Source organism: Modestobacter sp. KNN46-3 (genome assembly GCF_011039295.1).
This window is the reverse complement of record NZ_JAAKGN010000106.1, coordinates 1-16674: the sequence shown is the minus strand read 5'-3', so window position 1 is coordinate 16674 and position 16674 is coordinate 1. Positions and strand designations below refer to the sequence as shown.

Here is a 16674-nt window from a genome sequence, read left to right as displayed (position 1 = left end):
GGCCGGGGCCGGGGCGGGCTCGGGGACCGGCGCCATGGGCTCGCTCATGGCCAGACCGGCCGCGGCTCCGGACCCACCGGAGGAGATCCGGCTGCGGCCCGAGGAGCCGGCGCCGACGCTTCCGGCGGCGGACAGGCCGCCACCGGCGAGGCGCGCTGCGGTGCTGCCGCTGGACGGGGTGCCCGCCAGTCCGATCGTCCGGGGGGTGGCGGGACGCCGCCCGAGCGAGACCTCGGGCTCGGGGGCGCGCTCCTCGACCGGCTCGTCGGCGAGGCGCACGCCGGCGTACTCGGTGTCGTAGCCACCGCCGTAGCCGCTGCCGTAGCCGTAGCGGGACTCCTCGGCCACGGGGTCGGCGTCGTCGGCGGCGTAGCGGTCGTACCCGTGGTCGTAGCCACGGTCGTCCCGGTCGTAGTCGCTCTGACGTGCGGCGTAGCGGTCGTACCCACCGCGGGTGTCGTCGTCCTCGACGAGGCCGAGGTAGACCCCCATCCTCCGCATCGCTCCGGCCATCGGACGTCTCCCTCTGGTCTCGTCGGCGCTGGACGCCCCGCGCTGCAACAGGTTGCTGGGTGGTTCAGGTGGTGCTGGTGTGACTCGGCAGGGCGCACGGGTGGTGCGTCACTGCCCTGCGTCGGAGGTTAGGGGGCGCGTGCCGAACAACGCGGTACCGACACGCACCACGGTGGCCCCAGCTGTCACAGCAGCCTCCAGGTCGCCGCTCATGCCTGCCGATGTCTCCGTGGCACCAGGATGATCGGCGCGCACCCGGGTGGACAGCCGGGCCAACCTCTCGAACGCCGGGCCGGGCTCCTCGGCCCGCGGGGTCACCGCCATCAGGCCGCGCAGGCGCAGCTCCGGCGCCGCGGCGATCGCATCGGCGAGGCCGGGGACGTCGGCCGGCGCGGCGCCACCCCGACTGCCGAGCTCGCCCTCCGGGCCGCCCAGGTCGACCTGGACGTAGACGTCCAGGACCTGCTGCTCGCGTTCGGCGGCCCGGGCCAGCGCCGTCACGAGCGGGGCCCGGTCGACCGAGTGCACCGTGGCACCGAGCCGGGCCACCGGGCCGACCTTGTTCCGTTGCAGCTGCCCGACCAGGTGCCAGTGGAGCTCGGGGACGGTGGGGTCGGCGGCCAGCGCCGCCGCCTTGCCGACCAGCTCCTGCACGCGGTTCTCGGCGAAGTGCCGTTGCCCCAGTGCGGCGAGGGCCCGGACGTCCTCGGCCGACCACGTCTTGCTGACCGCCAGCAGGTGCACCTCGGCCGGGTCGCGGCCGGCCGCCCGGGCGGCGTCGTCGATCCGGGCGCGGACGGCCCGCAGGTTGTCGGCGAGGGACGTCATGCCCTGATCCTCCCCCTGGACCCGGACGTGCTGCCGGGGCCCGTGTCCCGGCCCGGTCCAGCGCCGGCCCGGGACACTGGGAGAGCGGGGTCCCGCCGGATCAACCGAGCCAGACGACGCCCGCCTGGCGGCCGGTCACGCCGTCGCGGCGGTGGCTGAACAGCCGGGGGTCCTCGACGGTGCAGCGTGGGTCGTGCACGACCTGCCCGACCCCGGCTCGGCGGAGCACCTCGGCCAGCCCGGCCCGCAGGTCCAGCCCCGGCGTGCCGCGCCGGGTGCGGACCGCACTGGCCGGGGCGACCCGGGCGACGTCGGCCTGCATCTGCGCCGGCACCTCGTAGTCCAGGCCGCAGACGGCCGGGCCCAGCAGCGCCTCCACGTCGCCGGGGCGGGAGCCCAGCCGGGTCATCGCGGCCAGCGTGGCCGGGACGACACCGGCGCGCACGCCCTCCCGGCCGGCGTGCACCGCGGCGACCACCCCGGCGACGGGGTCGGCCAGCAGCACCGGCACGCAGTCGGCCACCAGCACGCAGAGCACCAGCCCGGGGGTGGCGGTCACCAGTGCGTCGACGTCGGCCACCGGGTTCTCCTCGGCGTCCTCGACGATCGCGACGCCGGTGCCGTGCACCTGGGTCATCCAGAGCAGCCGGTCGCCGGGCACGCCGAGCTCGCCGGCCAGCCGGGCCCGGTTGGCGGCCACGGCGTCGGGGTCGTCGCCGACGTGGACGCCCAGGTTGAAGGAGTCGTACGGCGCAGCAGAACGGCCGCCCCGCCGGTCGGTGACGACCCGTCGGGGTCGCACCGCCGGCAGAGCGGCCGCGCTGTCAACCACGTGCACATCCCATGGGAACGGCCCCCGTGCAGGTCCCGCTGCGAGCATGGCGACCTGCTGGAACGGCCCTCTTTCAGGGTCCCGCCCCGAGCCTGCGAGGGGTGGGGGGAAAGAGGGTCCTCTCACTGGCTGCGCAGGAACTCGGGGATGTCGAGCTCTTCCTCGAAGTCGTCGGTCGCGAGCGGCCGGCGGGTGCCGCCGGACTGCCCGGCGATCGGCGGCAGCGGGGGCACCGTGATCCCGCCACCCTGCGGCGCACTGCCGGGCTGTCCCGGTCGCGGCGCCGACGGCGAGGAGGTCACGGGTGCCGCCGGGACCTGCGGCGGTGCAGCCTGGGCCGGAGCCTGGCTGGCCGGCCGCTCGCCGGTCTGCGCCGGCACCGACGGACGGGCCGCCGGCGGAGCACTGACCGGTGCGGCCGGAGCAGCCGGGGCGGTCGGGGCCGAGGTCGCCAACGGCGTGCTGCCGGCGTCCTTGCGGGTGCCGGGCTTGCCACCGTCGAACCCGGCCGCGATCACGGTGACCCGCACCTCGTCACCGAGGGCGTCGTCGATGACGGCACCGAAGATGATGTTGGCGTCGGGGTGCGCGGCGTCGGAGACCAGCGAGGCGGCCTCGTTGATCTCGAACAGACCCAGGTCCGACCCACCGGAGATCGACAGCAGGACGCCGTGGGCGCCCTCCATCGAGGCCTCCAGCAGAGGTGAGGCGATCGCCTGCTCGGCGGCCAGCAGCGCGCGGTTGTCGCCGCGGGCGCTGCCGATCCCCATCAGCGCCGACCCTGCCCCGGACATGACCGACTTGACGTCGGCGAAGTCCAGGTTGATCAGACCGGGGGTGGTGATCAGGTCGGTGATGCCCTGCACACCGGAGAGCAGGACCTGGTCGGCGGTGCGGAAGGCGTCCATCACGCTGACGTTCCGGTCGCCCAGCTGCAGCAGCCGGTCGTTCGGGATCACGATCAGCGTGTCGCACTCGTTGCGCAGCTCCTCGATGCCCGTCTCGGCCTGGACCGCCCGCCGCTTCCCCTCGAAGGAGAACGGGCGGGTGACCACACCGATCGTCAGGGCGCCGAGCTTGCGGGAGATGGAGGCGACGACGGGCGCACCGCCGGTGCCCGTGCCGCCGCCCTCGCCGGCCGTCACGAAGACCATGTCGGCGCCCTTGAGCACCTCTTCGATCTCCTCGCGGTGGTCCTCGGCGGCCTGCCGGCCGACGTCGGGCTGCGCGCCGGCACCCAGACCTCGGGTGAGCTCACGACCGACGTCGAGCTTGACGTCGGCGTCGCTCATCAACAGTGCCTGCGCATCGGTGTTGATCGCGATGAACTCGACCCCCTTGAGGCCGACCTCGATCATGCGATTGACCGCGTTCACCCCGCCGCCGCCGATGCCGACGACCTTGATGACCGCTAGGTAGTTGTGCGGAGGTGTCATGCCGCGCTCCCCAACTGGACCCTCATCCTTAGGTTAAGCCTTATAGTTATGTCAACTGAGTCGTTGTGAGGACGAAGTTAGGTGCGCCCATCCGGGGCAGCAAGCACCCTCCTCGGCTCGGCGTGTCCATCGGGCGGATTCTCACGAGGATCTCCCGACCCATCCGTCACTTCCCACTCACCAGACGTGACGACCCGCCTGGTCAGCGTCTCCAGTTCCCCTCAAGACATCTCCCGACCCCGTCGGCACGCCCGAGACGGAGGACTCGCGGACCTTTTTCCCGGCCGGGCGTGTCGGACGCTCCGCTGCACCCCTCGGGGCACCGGTCGTCAGCGCAGGACGACCGCGTCGGGGGTGCTGACGTCGAGGGTGTCGGCCGGGTCGAGGGTCCCCTCGTCGATCTGGTCCAGCAGCGCACCCAGCACCTCGGCCTTGCGGTCGGTGCGCTCAGCACTCCCCCACCGCACCGACCGACCGTCGGTCAGGGTCAGCGTGACGTCGTCGGCGGTGCGCGCGGACACCCCGGTCACCTGGCTGCGGACGGCGTCCGGCAGCGCGACGAGCGCACCCAGCGCGGCGGTGGTGGCCGCGTCGTCCGGGCCGGGCTCGCGCACGTCGAGCGGGACGACCCCGGGCGGGGCGTCGCCGGTGATCGTGTCGAACACGACGCCCCGGGCATCGACCAGTCCTCGGGTGCCGCCCTGCTGCACGACCGCGACCGGTACCCGCTCCGCCAGCGTGACCACGACCGTCCCCGGCCAGCCGCGGGTCACCTCCACCTGGTCGACCTGGGGCAGCTGCGCCACCCGGGCGGCCGCCGCCTCGGTGTCCACCCGCACCAACGGGGTGCCCTCCTCGATCCCGGCGACGGAGACCACCTGGGCGTCCGAGAGCGCGACCGCCCCGTCGACCCGCACGGTGCGCACCGCCAGCAACGGGCTGGCCAGCAGGACCCAGGCCGCCAGCGCCACCACGAGGGCCAGCCCGACCGCCAGCACGACCAGCCGGCGGCGGGGCGTGCCGGTGCGCCGGGACCGTCCGCGCCGGGCGCGCAGCGAGGTGACCGGCGCGGCGGCTCCCGCCGGGGTGGCGCCGCGGCGCGGTCTGCGGGACCGGTCGCGGGTCGTCGACCCCGTGCGGCTCACCGTGGTGGCTCCGGCCCGTCCTCCACCGCGTCCGACAGCTCCGGCGGCGGCGCGAGCGCCACCAGCACCTCGGGTCCGACCATCGACACGTCGCCGGCGCCCATGGTCACCACCAGGTCACCCGGGCGTGCCCGGGCGGCCATCGCGCCGGCGGCCGCCGACCAGGAAGGCTCGAAGGCGACCTGCCCGGCGGGCAGCGGCACCGCGTCGGCGACCAGGGCACCGGTGACCCCGGGCACCGGGTCCTCCCGGGCGCCGTAGACCTCCATGACCACGACCTCGTCGGCCAGGCCCAGGGCCTCGCCGAAGCCGGTCGCGAACTCCGCCGTCCGGCTGTAGAGGTGCGGCTGGAAGAGCACCAGCAGGCGCCCCTCCCCCACCACCGCGCGGGCGGCGTGGAGCTGGGCGGCCACCTCGGTGGGGTGGTGGGCGTAGTCGTCGTACACGCGGACCCCGGCGGCGGTGCCCTTGAGCTCGAAGCGCCGGTGCACCCCGCCGAACCGGCCCAGCCCGTTGACCAGCCCGGCGACCGGGAGCTCCAGCTCGATGCCGGCGAGGAGCGCGGCGGCGCTGTTGAGCGCCATGTGCACGCCGGGCAGCTGGATGCGCACCGCGCCGATCTCCCGGCCGTCGAGGACGGCGGTGTACCGGGTGCCGTCCGGGCCCACCTCCAGGTCGAGCAGCTGCAGGTCCGCACCGGCCGACTGGCCGTAGGTGCGCACCCGGGCGGCGGCGCCGACCGTGGCCAGCCGGGCGGCACCCGGGTCGTCGGCACACAGCACCAGGAAGCCGTCGGCGGGCACGGTGCGGGCGAAGGTGTCGAACGCCGCCTCGACGGCGGCCAGGTCGCCGTAGTTGTCCAGGTGGTCGGCCTCGACGTTGGTGACGATGCCGCCGCGCGGGGCCAGCAGCAGGAAGGACCGGTCGCTCTCGTCGGCCTCGGCGAGGAAGACGTCGCCCTGACCGGCGTGGGCGTTGGAGCCGGACTCGTTCAGCGTGCCGCCGATGGCGAAGGAGGGGTCGACGCCACAGGCCTGGACGGCGACGGTCAGCATCGAGGTCGTCGAGGTCTTCCCGTGGGTGCCCGCCACCGCGACGCTGCGCCGGCCGGCCATCACCGCCGCCAGCGCCACCGCCCGCGGCAGCACGCGCAGCCCGCGGTCCCGTGCGGCCACCAGCTCGGCGTTCTCGTCGCGGATCGCGGTGGAGACGACCACGGTCGTGGCCTCGCCCAAGTGGTCGGCGGCGTGCCCGATCTCGATCCGCGCACCGAGGGCGTCCAGCGCGCGCAGCGCCGGTGAGTCCCGCCGGTCACTGCCGGACACCGGCACGCCGCGGGCGAGCATGATCCGGGCGATGCCGCTCATCCCGGCGCCGCCGATGCCGATGAAGTGCACCGGCCCGAGCTCGGCCAGCGACGGGATGGGGCCGCGCCAGGCGGCGACGTCGTCGGCGCTCATCGGTCGCCCACCTCCCGGCCGGCGACCTGCAGCACGAGGTCGGCCAGCCGCTCGTCGGCGTCGGGGGTGCCGGCGGCGGCCGCGTGCTCGGCGAGCGCCGACAGCGCCTGCGGGTCGGTGAGCAACGGGACCAGCTCGCTCTCGATCCAGGCCGGCGACAGGTCGGCGTCGGCGACCAGCACCGCGCCGCCGGCCTCGACCACGGGCAGCGCGTTGAGCCGCTGCTCGCCGTTGCCGATCGGCAGGGGCACGAAGGCGGCCGGCAACCCGACCGCGGAGAGCTCGGCGACGGTGACCGCACCGGAGCGGCACAGCGCCAGGTCCGCCGCGGCGTAGGCCAGGTCCATCCGCTCCAGGTAGTCGACGACGACGTAGGGAGCCGCCCCGGCCGGCCGCGCGGGCACCGACACCTCGGTGTTCTTCGGCCCCCGGGCGTGCAGCACCTGCACCCCGGCGGCGGTCAGCGCATCGGCCGCGGCGACCGCGGCCCGGTTCAACGACGCGGCGCCCTGCGAGCCCCCGAACACCAGCAGCGTCGGGCGGTCGGGGTCCAGCCCGAACTCGGCCCGCGCCTCGGCGCGCCGGGCGGCCCGGTCCAGCCCGCTGATCGCCGTCCGCAGCGGCATCCCGACGTGCTCGGCACCGCGCAGCGGCGTGCTCGGCACGGTGACCGCGACCCGGGCGGCGAGCCGGGCGCCGATCCGGTTGGCCAGCCCCGGCAGCGCGTTCTGCTCGTGCACCACGATCGGGACGCGGGCCCGGCGGGCGGCCAGGTAGGCGGGCAGGGCCACGTACCCGCCGAAGCCGACGACCACGTCCGCGTCGAGCTCGGTGAGCAGCTCCCGCGTCTCGGCGACGGCCCGGCGGAGCCGGCCCGGGACGCGCAGCAGGTCCGGCGTCGGCTTGCGCGGCAACGGCACCGGCGGGATGAGCCGCAGGTCGTAGCCGCGGGCCGGCACCAGCCGGGTCTCCATGCCGCGGGCGGTGCCCAGGCAGGTGACCAGCGGCGCCGCATCCGCGGCACCGGTGCGGCGGGTCAGGGCGTCGGCGAGGGCGAGCATCGGCTCGATGTGGCCGCCGGTGCCGCCACCGGCGAGGACGACGCGCACCGGTGCGGCACCGGACGTGGGCGCGCCCGGGACGTCGTCGCCGGGGTCGGGCTGGGGAGAGGTCACTGCGGGCGTCCTGGCCGTTCGGTTCTCGGGGGGCGGGACCGCGGGTCGGGCCGGCCCCGGGCAGCGGGCGGCTCCCCGGACCAGGGACGGTCGCGGAGCCCCTCGCGCAGGGCGGGCCCCGCAGCAGACGAGGGCCGGCTGCGGACGGTCGGGCGGTCACCGGGGTTCTGCCGGCGGTCGACAGTCTGCCGTTCCGCGCCGCTGCGGCGCGCGTCCGGGGTGGGCGCCGGCTCCTCGGGCCGACGTCCTCGGGCCGTGGCGGACGACGGCGGGTGACCGGTCACCCGGGCGACCGTCCGGCCGTTCCCGCGCCGGGGCGCCGAGGGCGGCGGGCCGGCGCGGCCGGCGGACCGGGTCTCCCGGCGCCGACGGGAGGGCACCGGGTCGACGGCCACCGAGGGCACCGGCGCCAGCAGCCGGGCGAGCCGACCGCGGCGCTGGCCCCGCTGGAAGGCGATCGCGGCCGGTTCGGCCCGGGCGAAGCGGACCAGCAGCCCGACGACGAAGAGGGTGAGGACGAGCGAGGTGCCGCCGGCGGAGATCAGCGGCAGCGTCACGCCGGTGACCGGCAGCAGGCCCACCACGTAGCCCATGTTGATCACGGCCTGCCCGACCAGCCACACGGTGATGGCGACGCTGGCCAGCTGGACGAAGCGGTCGGTGGACCGGCGGGCGATCCGGAAGCCGGCCCAGGCGAGGATGCCGTACAGGGTGACCACCACGAGGCAGCCCAGGAAGCCCAGCTCCTCGCCGATGATCGCGAAGATGTAGTCGGACTCCGCGTGCGGCAGGAGGTTCCACTTCATCGCGCTGTTGCCCAGCCCGACGCCCCACACCCCGCCGGTGGCCAGCGCGTACAGCCCGCGGATCGCCTGGTAGCCGCCGTTCTCCGGATCGGCGAAGGGGTCCAGGAACGAGGTGATCCGGGCCATCCGGTAGCTCGCGAACGTGACCATCAGGACGACGGCCACGGCGGCGAGCGCGACGGCACCGGCGATGTAGCGGCGGGACAGCCCGCCGGCCCACATCAGCCCGGCCAGCACCAGCCCGAGGCTGACCACCGCACCCATGTCGGGCTCGAGCAGCAGGAGCACCGACAGCACGCCGAACACCGGCAGCACCGGCACGAGCAGCGACCGGACGGTCAGGTACTTCTCCCGCAGGGCGATGACGTGGGCGCCCCAGAGCGCGAAGACCAGCTTGCCCAGCTCGGAGGGCTGGAAGTTGGTGAAGCCCAGGTCGAACCAGGCCCGGGAGCCGTTCAGCTTGAGCCCGATCCCCGGGACCAGGACCAGCAGCAGCAGCCCGACGACGCCGAGCAGCCCCCAGCCGGAGAACTGGCGGATGCGGCCGACCGGCAGGTGCATCGCCACCAGCATGGCCAGCAGCCCGATGACGGCGAAGGCGATCTGCCGGACGCCGGGCAGCCAGGCCGGCTGGCCGGCCTTGGCCGCCTCGATCGAGGAGGCGGAGAAGACCATGACCAGGCCGATCGCCAGCAGCATGCCGGCCGAGCCCAGCACCAGGTGCGAGCTGGTCATCGGGCCGTCGAGCCAGGCCGGGGCGCGGAAGCGCGGGCCCTCGGCGCGGGGTGCGGCCGGTGGTGGGTCCTCGCGGCCGGCGCGGCGGGACGAGCGCTGCCCGGTGGTCGCCGTCACCGGCCGGTCATCCCAGCGCGCGGACCGCGTCGGCGAAGGCCCGGCCGCGGTGCGCGTAGTCGGTGAACACGTCCATCGAGGCCGCCGCCGGGGCGAGCAGCACGGTGTCCCCGGGGCGGGCCAGCCGGACGGCGGCCGCGACCACCTCACGCATCACACTGTCCCCATCGGTCACCACGCCGCCATCGTCGCCGCTGGGGACGACCGTGCGTGGGACCGTCGGGGCGTGTCGCGCCAGCGACCGGGCCAGCACCTCCCGGTCCCGGCCCAGCAGCACCACCCCGGCCAGCCGTGGGGCGACCGCGGCGACCAGCGGATCGACGTCGGCGCCCTTGAGCAGGCCGCCGGCGATCCACACCACCCGGGGGTAGGCGGCCAGCGAGGCGCCGGCGGCGTGCGGGTTGGTGGCCTTGCTGTCGTCGACGAAGTCGATGCCGTCGACGCTGCCGACCAGCACGTTGCGGTGCGCGCCCCCGCGGAAGCCGGCCAGGCCGCGCCCCACCGCGGCGGCGTCGACCCCGGCGACCCGGGCCAGCGCCGCGGCGGCCAGGGCGTTCACCGTGTTGTGCGGCCCCCGCACCTGCAGGGCGTCCAGCTCGACCAGCACCTCACCGGCCGGCTCGGCGCTGAACGCGCGGTCGACGAGGGCGCCGGCCCGGACGCCGAGCTGGCCGCGCTCGGGCTCGCCGAGGGTCACGGTGACCGGGTGCCGGTGGCCGCCGACGAGCCCGGAGGCCACCGGGTCACCGGCATCGGCGACCGCGACCGGTGCCAGCCGCAGCAGCTGGGCCTTGGCGTCCCGGTAGGCGTCGAACGAGCCGTGCCAGTCGACGTGGTCGTCGGCGACGTTGAGCACGCAGGCGCCGGCGGGGGCGATCGAGGAGGACCAGTGCAGCTGGAAGCTGGAGAGCTCCACGGCGATCGCGTCGTGGGCGGGGGTGCCGTCGGCGTCGCGGGCGGTGACCACCTCGATGAGCGGCCGGCCGACGTTGCCCGCCGCGACCGCCCGCCGCCCGGCGGCCAGCAGGACGGACTCGAGCATCGTGACCGTCGTCGTCTTGCCGTTCGTGCCGGTGACCGCGAACCAGGGGGCCGGTTCTGCGCCCGGGGCCGCGATCCGCAGCCGCCAGGCCAGCTCCGGCTCGCCGATGACCTCCACGCCGCGGGCGGCGGCGGTCCGCAGCAGCGGGGAGTCCGGCCGCCAGCCCGGGGAGGTGACGACCAGGTCGACGTCCTCCGGCGGTTCGCTGAGCGCGCCGAGCCAGCGGGCCCCCGCCGCGACCAGCTCGGCCAGCACGGCCGGCTCGGCGGCATCGGTGAGCAGGACGTCGTCCCCGCGGGCCAGCAGCACCCGGGCGGCCGCGGCGCCGGAGACCCCCAGCCCGGCGACCAGCACCGTGCCCAGCGGGCGTTCCGCCGTCCCGTCCGTGTGCGCCATCTCAGAGCCCCGTGACGGAGAGCCAGTCGGCGTAGAACAGCCCCAGCCCGAAGGCGACGGCCATCCCGGTGACCAGCCAGAACCGGACGATGACGGTGTTCTCCGCCCAGCCGGCCAGCTCGAAGTGGTGGTGCAGCGGTGCCATCCGGAAGACCCGCCGTCGGGTGGCCCGGAAGAAGCCGACCTGGATCACCACCGACAGGGTGACCGCCACGAACAGCCCGCCGAGCACGACCAGCAGCAGCTCGGTGCGGGTGACGATGGCCAGCCCGGCCATCAGCCCGCCCAGGGCCAGGGAGCCGGTGTCGCCCATGAAGATCCGGGCCGGTGAGGTGTTCCACCACAGGAAGCCCAGGCAGCTGCCCATCGCCGCAGCGGCCACCAGGGTCACGTCGAGCGGGTCGCGGACGGTGTAGCAGCCGTCGACGAGGCCGCCGGCGCAGTCGTTGCCGAACTGCCAGAACGAGATGACCACGTAGGAGCCGAACACCATCGCCGAGGCGCCGGCGGCCAGCCCGTCGAGGCCGTCGGTGAGGTTGACGGCGTTGGAGAAGCCGGCGATGAAGAGGTAGGCCAGCGCGACGAACGCGACCGTCGGCAGGGTGAGCGGGGCGATGTCCCGGACGAAGGAGACCGTCGTGGTGGCCACCGCGGTGCCGTCCTCGCCGTCGGCCATCAGCGCGAGCACGGCGAAGGTGACCCCGATGACCAACTGCCCGACCAGCTTCGCGGTCTTGTTCAGGCCGAGGCTGCGCCGGTAGCGGATCTTCAGGTAGTCGTCGAGGAACCCGACGGTGCCCAGGCCGATCAGCAGGAACAGCAGCAGCAGACCGGTGGCGGTGACGCCCCGGCCCTCCTGGTTGATCACGAACAGGTGCGCCACCAGGTAGCCCACCACCGTGGCCAGCACCATCACGGTGCCGCCCATGGTGGGCGTGCCCTTCTTCGACAGGTGGCTCTCCGGGCCGTCGTCCCGGATCTCCTGGCCGAAGCCGTGCCGCCGGAAGGCCTTGATCGCCAGCGGGGTCAGCAGGATCGAGACGATCAGCCCGACGGCGGCGGCGACGAGGACGGACCTCACGCGGTCACCTCCGGGCCGCCGTCGGCGATCAGGTCGGCGGCGAGCTCCTCGAGGCCGTAACTGCGCGAGGCCTTGACCAGGACGACGTCACCCGGCCCGACCACCTCGCCCAGCAACCGCCGGGCTGCTGCCCGGTCCGGCAGGTGCACGGACTCCTCCTGCTCTCCCCCGCGGTCGCCTGCGCGACCACGGGCGTCCAGTTCCGCCCGGGCGCCCGCGTGCACACCGGCCGCGTCGGGCCCGACGGAGACGACCAGGTCGACCCCGGCGCGCACGGCGTCCCGGCCCAGCTCCTCGTGCGCGACCCCGGCGGTGGGGCCGAGCTCGCCCATCGCGCCGAGCACGGCGATCCGGCGGCGTCCGCGCAACCGGCTGAGCGCGGCCAGCGCCGCGCGCATCGACTCGGGGTTGGCGTTGTAGGCGTCGTTGACGACGGTCACCCCGTCGGCGCGGGTGGTGACCTCCATCCGCCAGCGGCTGCGCGGGGCGGCGTCCGACAGCGCCTGCGCGACGGCGGCGGGCGACATCCCGGCGGCCAGGGCCGCGCCGGCGGCGGAGAGCGCGTTGGCGACCTGGTGCACCCCGACGACCTGCAGGGCCACCGGGTGCTGCTCGCCGCGGGCGACGAGGGTGAACCGGGCGCGGGCGGCGTCGTCGAGCTCGACCCCGGTGGCCCGCACGTCGGCGTGCTCGGCCAGCCCGGTGGTCAGCACGGCGGCCTCCGTGCGGGGTGCCATGCCGGCCACCCGCGCGTCGTCGGCGTTGAGCACGGCCGTGCCGGTGGCCGGCAGCGCGGCGACCAGCTCGCCCTTGCTGGTGGCGATCACCTCGGCGCTGCCGAACTCCCCGAGGTGGGCGGACCCGACGTTGAGGACGACGCCGATCGTCGGCCGGGCGATCCCGCACAGCCGGGCGATGTGACCGGGGCCGCGGGAGCCCATCTCCAGCACCAGGAAGCGGGTGTCCGCGTCGGCGGAGAGCACGGTCAGCGGCAGGCCGATGTCGTTGTTGAACGAGCCCTGCGGGCTGACGGTCGGGCCGGCGGCGGCCAGCACCTGGCCCAGCAGGTCCTTGGTCGAGGTCTTGCCGGAGGAACCGGTGACGCCGATGGTCACCAGCCCCGCCTCGACCAGCCGGCCGTGCACGGCCGCGGCCAACCGGCCCAGGGCCGCCACCGGGTCGGCCACGACCACGCAGGGCAGCGCCGGGTCGGCCCGGGCGGTGAGTGCACCGGCCGCACCGGCCGCCGCGGCGGCGGGGAGGAAGTCGGCGCCGTCGACCCGCTCCCCGGGGAGGGCGACGAAGAGGTCGCCGGGGGCCACGGCACGGGAGTCGACCAGCACCGCACCGGTCACCTCGGTCGAACCGTCCCCGACGAGCTCGCCGTCGACGGCCGCGGCCACCTCGGCCAGGGTCAGCGTGATCACGCGTCCACCTCGCTGGCGCTCGTCGGCCGCGTGCTCGACGATGCTGCGCTCATGCGTGCCCTCGCAAGCTCGGTCACGCGTCCACCTCAGCGTGGGCGGCCAGCAGCTCGTGCAGCACCACGCGGTCGTCGAAGGGCAGCAGCTGGCCCCCCACCTCCTGACCCGTCTCATGGCCCTTGCCGGCCACGAGCAGCGTGTCACCCGGCCCGGCGAGCCCGACGGCGGCCGCCAGGGCGGCCCGCCGGTCACCGATCTCCAGCACCTCGGCCCGCCGGTCGGCGGGGACGTCGTCGGCACCGGCGCGCATCGCCGCGCGGATGGCCGCGGGGTCCTCCGAGCGCGGGTTGTCGTCGGTGATCACCAGGACGTCGCTGCCGGCCGCCGCGGCGGCGCCCATCCCCGGCCGCTTGCCCGGGTCGCGGTCACCGCCGCAGCCGAGCACGGTGAGCAGCCGCCCGGGGGTCGCCATCCGGAGCGCGGCCAGGGCGGTCTGCACCGCGTCGGGGGTGTGCGCGTAGTCGACGACGGCGACGAACGGCTGTCCGGCGTCCACCGGCTCCATCCGCCCGGGGACGACGGTCTCGGCGATCCCGGTCAGCGACGTCTCCGGCGGCACCCCGACGGCGTCCAGCAGGGCGACGGCGAGCACCGCGTTGGCCACGTTGAAGCTGCCCGGCAACCGCAGCCGCGCCGGCCAGCTGCGGCCGCCGGGACCGTGCAGCGTGAAGGTCGAGCCACCGGCGGGGACGGCGGCCACGTCGGTGGCCGACCAGTCCGCCCCACCGGCACCGGAGCCGGAGACGGTGACCGTGCCGGGGCGGACCAGCCGCCGTCCGGCGGGGTCGTCGACGTCGACCACCTCGACCGCGGCGCGGCCGTCGAACAGCAGCGCCTTGGCCTGGAAGTAGCTCTCCGGGTCGCCGTGGAAGTCCAGGTGGTCGCGGGAGAGGTTGGTGAAGCCGGCGGCGGCGAAGCGCACCCCGCCGACCCGGCCCAGGACCAGCGCGTGGCTGGACACCTCGATGACCACCGCGCGCACCCCGGAGTCGACCATCGTGGCCAGCAGCGCGTGGAGGTCGGCCGCCTCCGGGGTGGTGCGGACGCTGGGCAGCTCCGTGGTGACCGGTGCACCGTCGGCGTCCCGGCCCCGGGTGCGGGTCTGCACGGTGCCGATCAGGCCACTGGCCCAGCCGGCGGCGGCCAGGCCGGCCTCGACCAGGTAGCTCGTCGTCGTCTTGCCGTTGGTGCCGGTGATGCCGAGCACGGCCAGCTGCCCGCTGGGCATCCCGTACACCCGGGAGGCGACCGCGCCGAGCACAGCCCGCGGGTCGTCGGCCACGCAGACCGGCAGGCCCGCGGCTCGGGCCTGCTCCTCCCCCGCCCGGTCGGTGAGCACCGCGCGGGCGCCGCGCGCGGCGGCGTCGCCGGTGTAGCGGGCGCCGTGGGTACGGGCGCCGGGGAGGGCGGCGTAGAGGTCACCGGGGCGGACGTCGCCGGACGCGTGGGTGACGCCGGTGACGGCCACGGCGGTCGCGCCGGTCACCGGGACGCCGATGAGGTCGGCGAGATCGGCGAGGGAGAGCGGGCGGTTCCCGGCTGGCCGGGACGCCGCCCCGGGGGCGGTCGGGGTCACGACGGTCCAATCTACCGGCGCGGGGGACGGCGGCCCGATCACCTCCTGACCCCGTGTCGCGCCGGTGGGTGGGCAGCTCCGGTGCGCCGGCGGGTTCAGGGGACGGTGAGGGTGAAGTCCGGGCGCGGCGCACCGGAGGGGACGACGCCGCCGGAGATCAGCGCGTACCGCATGACGTCGGCGAAGACGGGGGCGGCGACCTGGCCGCCCTCGGCGTCGCTGGTGGGCCGCTCGAGGTCGACGGCCACCACGTACTGCGGGTCGTCGGCCGGGGCGTAGCCGACGAAGGTGGTGAAGTAGCCACCGCCGGCGTAGCTGCCCGTCTCCGGGTTGGCCCGCTGGGCGGTGCCGGTCTTCCCGGCGACCCGGAAGCCGTCGATCTCGCCCAGGGGCGCGGTGCCCCCGGGCCCGACCACCGCCTCCAGCATGTAGGTCAGCTGGTCGGCGGTGGACTCGCTGACCACCCGCACGCCCTCGGGCTGCGGCACGTCGGTGACGGTGCCGTCCGCGGCGGTCACCGAGGAGACCACCCGCGGCTCGATCCGCACCCCGTCGTTGGCGAGGGCCTGGTACGCCGACGCCATCTGCAGGGTGGTCACCGAGACGCCCTGACCGATCGGCACGTTGGCCGCGCGGCTCTCGGTCCAGTCCGCCGAGTCCTGCAGGATGCCGGCGCTCTCCCCCGGGAGTTCGATGCCGGTGGTCGACCCGAGCCCGAAGCGGCGCAGGTACTCCTCGAACGTGGCGTCGCCGACCTCCCGGGCCAGCATGATCGACCCCACGTTGCTGGACTTGGCGAGGATCCCGGTGACGGTGAAGTCGATCGGCTCGTGGTCGTGGGCGTCGGTGACCACGACGTCCCCGGCCTGGATGTGCCCGTCGACGTTGAGCACCGTGTCCTTGGTGGCCTTGCCCTCCTCGATGGCGGCGGCCAGGGTCACCGCCTTCAGCACCGAGCCGGGCTCGTAGACCTCGGAGAGGACCGGGTTGCCGAGCAGGTCCGGGTCGGTGGTGTTGTAGCTGCCCGGGTCGTAGCCGGGGCAGGAGGCCATCGCCACCACCTCGCCGGTCTGCACGTGCTGGACGACGGCCGACGCCGAGGTCGTCGCCTCGTCGGCGCAGGCGGCGTCCAGCGTCTGCTGCACGACGAACTGCAGGTCCTGGTCCAGCGTGAGCTGCACGGTGCTGCCGTCGGTGGCCGGCTGGGTGTCGTCGATGCCCGAGGGGATCGGGTTGCCGACGCCGTCGACCTCGATCCGCTCCTCACCGTCGATCCCGGCCAGCTCGTCCTCGAAGGTCTGCTCGATCCCGGCCAGGCCGTTGCCCTCCTTGCCGACGAAGCCGACCAGCTGCCCGCCGACCGCGCCCGCCGGGTACAGCCGCACCGGGTCGTCCTGGAAGACCAGGCCGGCCTGCGTCGAGGCCGGGAGCTCGCGGATCTGGTCGGTGACGTCGGTGCTGACCTCGTCGGCCAGGACGACGTAGCGGCCCTCCCGGGAGAGCTTCTCGACGAGCTCGTCGACCGGGATGCCGAGCAGCGTGGTCAGCGCCAGCGCCGTTCGGGTGGGGTCGGAGACCAGGGTCGGGTCGGCCGTCACCCGCTTGGCGTCCACCGAGTAGGCGAGCACCTTGCCGTTGCGGTCGGTGATCTCCCCGCGGACGGCCTCGATCGGGTACGTGCGCATCCGGTCGTTCGCGGCGGCCTGCGCGTAGGCGGCCCCGTCGACCCCCTGGAGCACCACGAGCTTGCCGACGACGACGACCAGCAGGGTGATCAGGAACGCCAGCCCCCAGCGGTTGCGCTGGTCCCGCTCCGCCAGCCCCAGCGGCTGGAGCCGCCGCGTCCCGGGCTCGCGACGGGACAGCGGAGCACCGCGCCCGGCCGGGCCGCTGGGTCGCGGGGTGCGGCGGGCCCCGACCGGGCGGTTCGGCGGCGGTGGACCTGCAGGGGGCACGGATCAGTTCCCGGGGGGTCGGCGACGCCACGTTCGAGGAGTACCTGCGCCGCTTCGGGCTCGGGTCGACCACCGGCATCGAACTCCCGGGGG

Annotated in this window: 12 protein-coding genes and 1 pseudogene; all 13 read right to left on the bottom strand. The window is 75.4% G+C overall.

Annotated elements, in window-relative coordinates:
• Positions 1–513 (bottom strand): annotated as a pseudogene (locus tag G5C62_RS18750) (cell division protein); the annotation flags it as partial.
• A gap of 108 nt (positions 514–621) precedes the next feature.
• Positions 622–1341 carry a YggS family pyridoxal phosphate-dependent enzyme gene (locus G5C62_RS18745; protein ID WP_164702223.1) on the bottom strand — a complete coding sequence of 240 codons (720 nt, stop codon included), beginning with the start codon at positions 1339–1341 and terminating at the stop codon, positions 622–624.
• A gap of 100 nt (positions 1342–1441) precedes the next feature.
• Positions 1442–2173: a peptidoglycan editing factor PgeF gene (gene pgeF / locus G5C62_RS18740; RefSeq protein WP_206330724.1), complete on the bottom strand. Its 732-nt coding sequence runs from the start codon at positions 2171–2173 to the stop codon at positions 1442–1444.
• Between the two features lie 122 nt (positions 2174–2295).
• Positions 2296–3609, bottom strand: a complete 1314-nt coding sequence (gene ftsZ / locus G5C62_RS18735) for a cell division protein FtsZ (RefSeq protein ID WP_036340723.1) — start codon at positions 3607–3609, stop codon at positions 2296–2298.
• Positions 3610–3938: 329 nt separating this feature from the next.
• The gene (locus G5C62_RS18730; RefSeq protein WP_164702222.1) at positions 3939–4754 is read right to left on the bottom strand and encodes a cell division protein FtsQ/DivIB; all 816 of its coding nucleotides are present in this window, start codon (positions 4752–4754) and stop codon (positions 3939–3941) included.
• Complete coding sequence (murC, locus tag G5C62_RS18725; RefSeq protein WP_164702221.1) at positions 4751–6214, bottom strand: UDP-N-acetylmuramate--L-alanine ligase; 1464 nt, start codon at positions 6212–6214, stop codon at positions 4751–4753. Before murC ends, G5C62_RS18730 begins: the two co-directional genes overlap by 4 nt.
• On the bottom strand, positions 6211–7323 hold the full coding sequence (gene murG, locus G5C62_RS18720; RefSeq protein ID WP_164702224.1) for an undecaprenyldiphospho-muramoylpentapeptide beta-N-acetylglucosaminyltransferase: 1113 nt from the start codon (positions 7321–7323) through the stop codon (positions 6211–6213). Before murG ends, murC begins: the two co-directional genes overlap by 4 nt.
• Positions 7324–7385: 62 nt before the next feature.
• Positions 7386–9047 carry a putative lipid II flippase FtsW gene (gene ftsW / locus G5C62_RS18715; RefSeq protein WP_164702220.1) on the bottom strand — a complete coding sequence of 554 codons (1662 nt, stop codon included), beginning with the start codon at positions 9045–9047 and terminating at the stop codon, positions 7386–7388.
• A 7-nt stretch (positions 9048–9054) separates the two neighbouring features.
• On the bottom strand, positions 9055–10485 hold the full coding sequence (gene murD / locus G5C62_RS18710; RefSeq protein ID WP_164702219.1) for a UDP-N-acetylmuramoyl-L-alanine--D-glutamate ligase: 1431 nt from the start codon (positions 10483–10485) through the stop codon (positions 9055–9057).
• A gap of 1 nt (position 10486) precedes the next feature.
• A complete protein-coding gene (gene mraY / locus G5C62_RS18705; RefSeq protein WP_036340713.1) occupies positions 10487–11566 on the bottom strand; it encodes a phospho-N-acetylmuramoyl-pentapeptide-transferase in 1080 nt (359 codons plus the stop codon).
• On the bottom strand, positions 11563–12993 hold the full coding sequence (gene murF, locus G5C62_RS18700; protein ID WP_164702218.1) for a UDP-N-acetylmuramoyl-tripeptide--D-alanyl-D-alanine ligase: 1431 nt from the start codon (positions 12991–12993) through the stop codon (positions 11563–11565). Before murF ends, mraY begins: the two co-directional genes overlap by 4 nt.
• 73 nt (positions 12994–13066) lie before the next feature.
• Entirely contained in the window at positions 13067–14626 is a 1560-nt protein-coding gene (locus G5C62_RS18695) for a UDP-N-acetylmuramoyl-L-alanyl-D-glutamate--2,6-diaminopimelate ligase (RefSeq protein ID WP_164702217.1), read from the bottom strand.
• A 95-nt stretch (positions 14627–14721) separates the two neighbouring features.
• On the bottom strand, positions 14722–16581 hold the full coding sequence (locus G5C62_RS18690) for a penicillin-binding protein 2 (protein WP_164702216.1): 1860 nt from the start codon (positions 16579–16581) through the stop codon (positions 14722–14724).
• Positions 16582–16674: the final 93 nt, after the last annotated feature.

Coding starts and splice junctions, on each gene's coding strand:
- G5C62_RS18745 (WP_164702223.1), bottom strand. CDS start 1,341: ATGACGTCCCTCGCCGACAACCTGCGGGCCGTCCGCGCCCGGATCGAC.
- murC (WP_164702221.1), bottom strand. CDS start 6,214: ATGAGCGCCGACGACGTCGCCGCCTGGCGCGGCCCCATCCCGTCGCTG.
- ftsZ (WP_036340723.1), bottom strand. CDS start 3,609: ATGACACCTCCGCACAACTACCTAGCGGTCATCAAGGTCGTCGGCATC.
- murD (WP_164702219.1), bottom strand. CDS start 10,485: ATGGCGCACACGGACGGGACGGCGGAACGCCCGCTGGGCACGGTGCTG.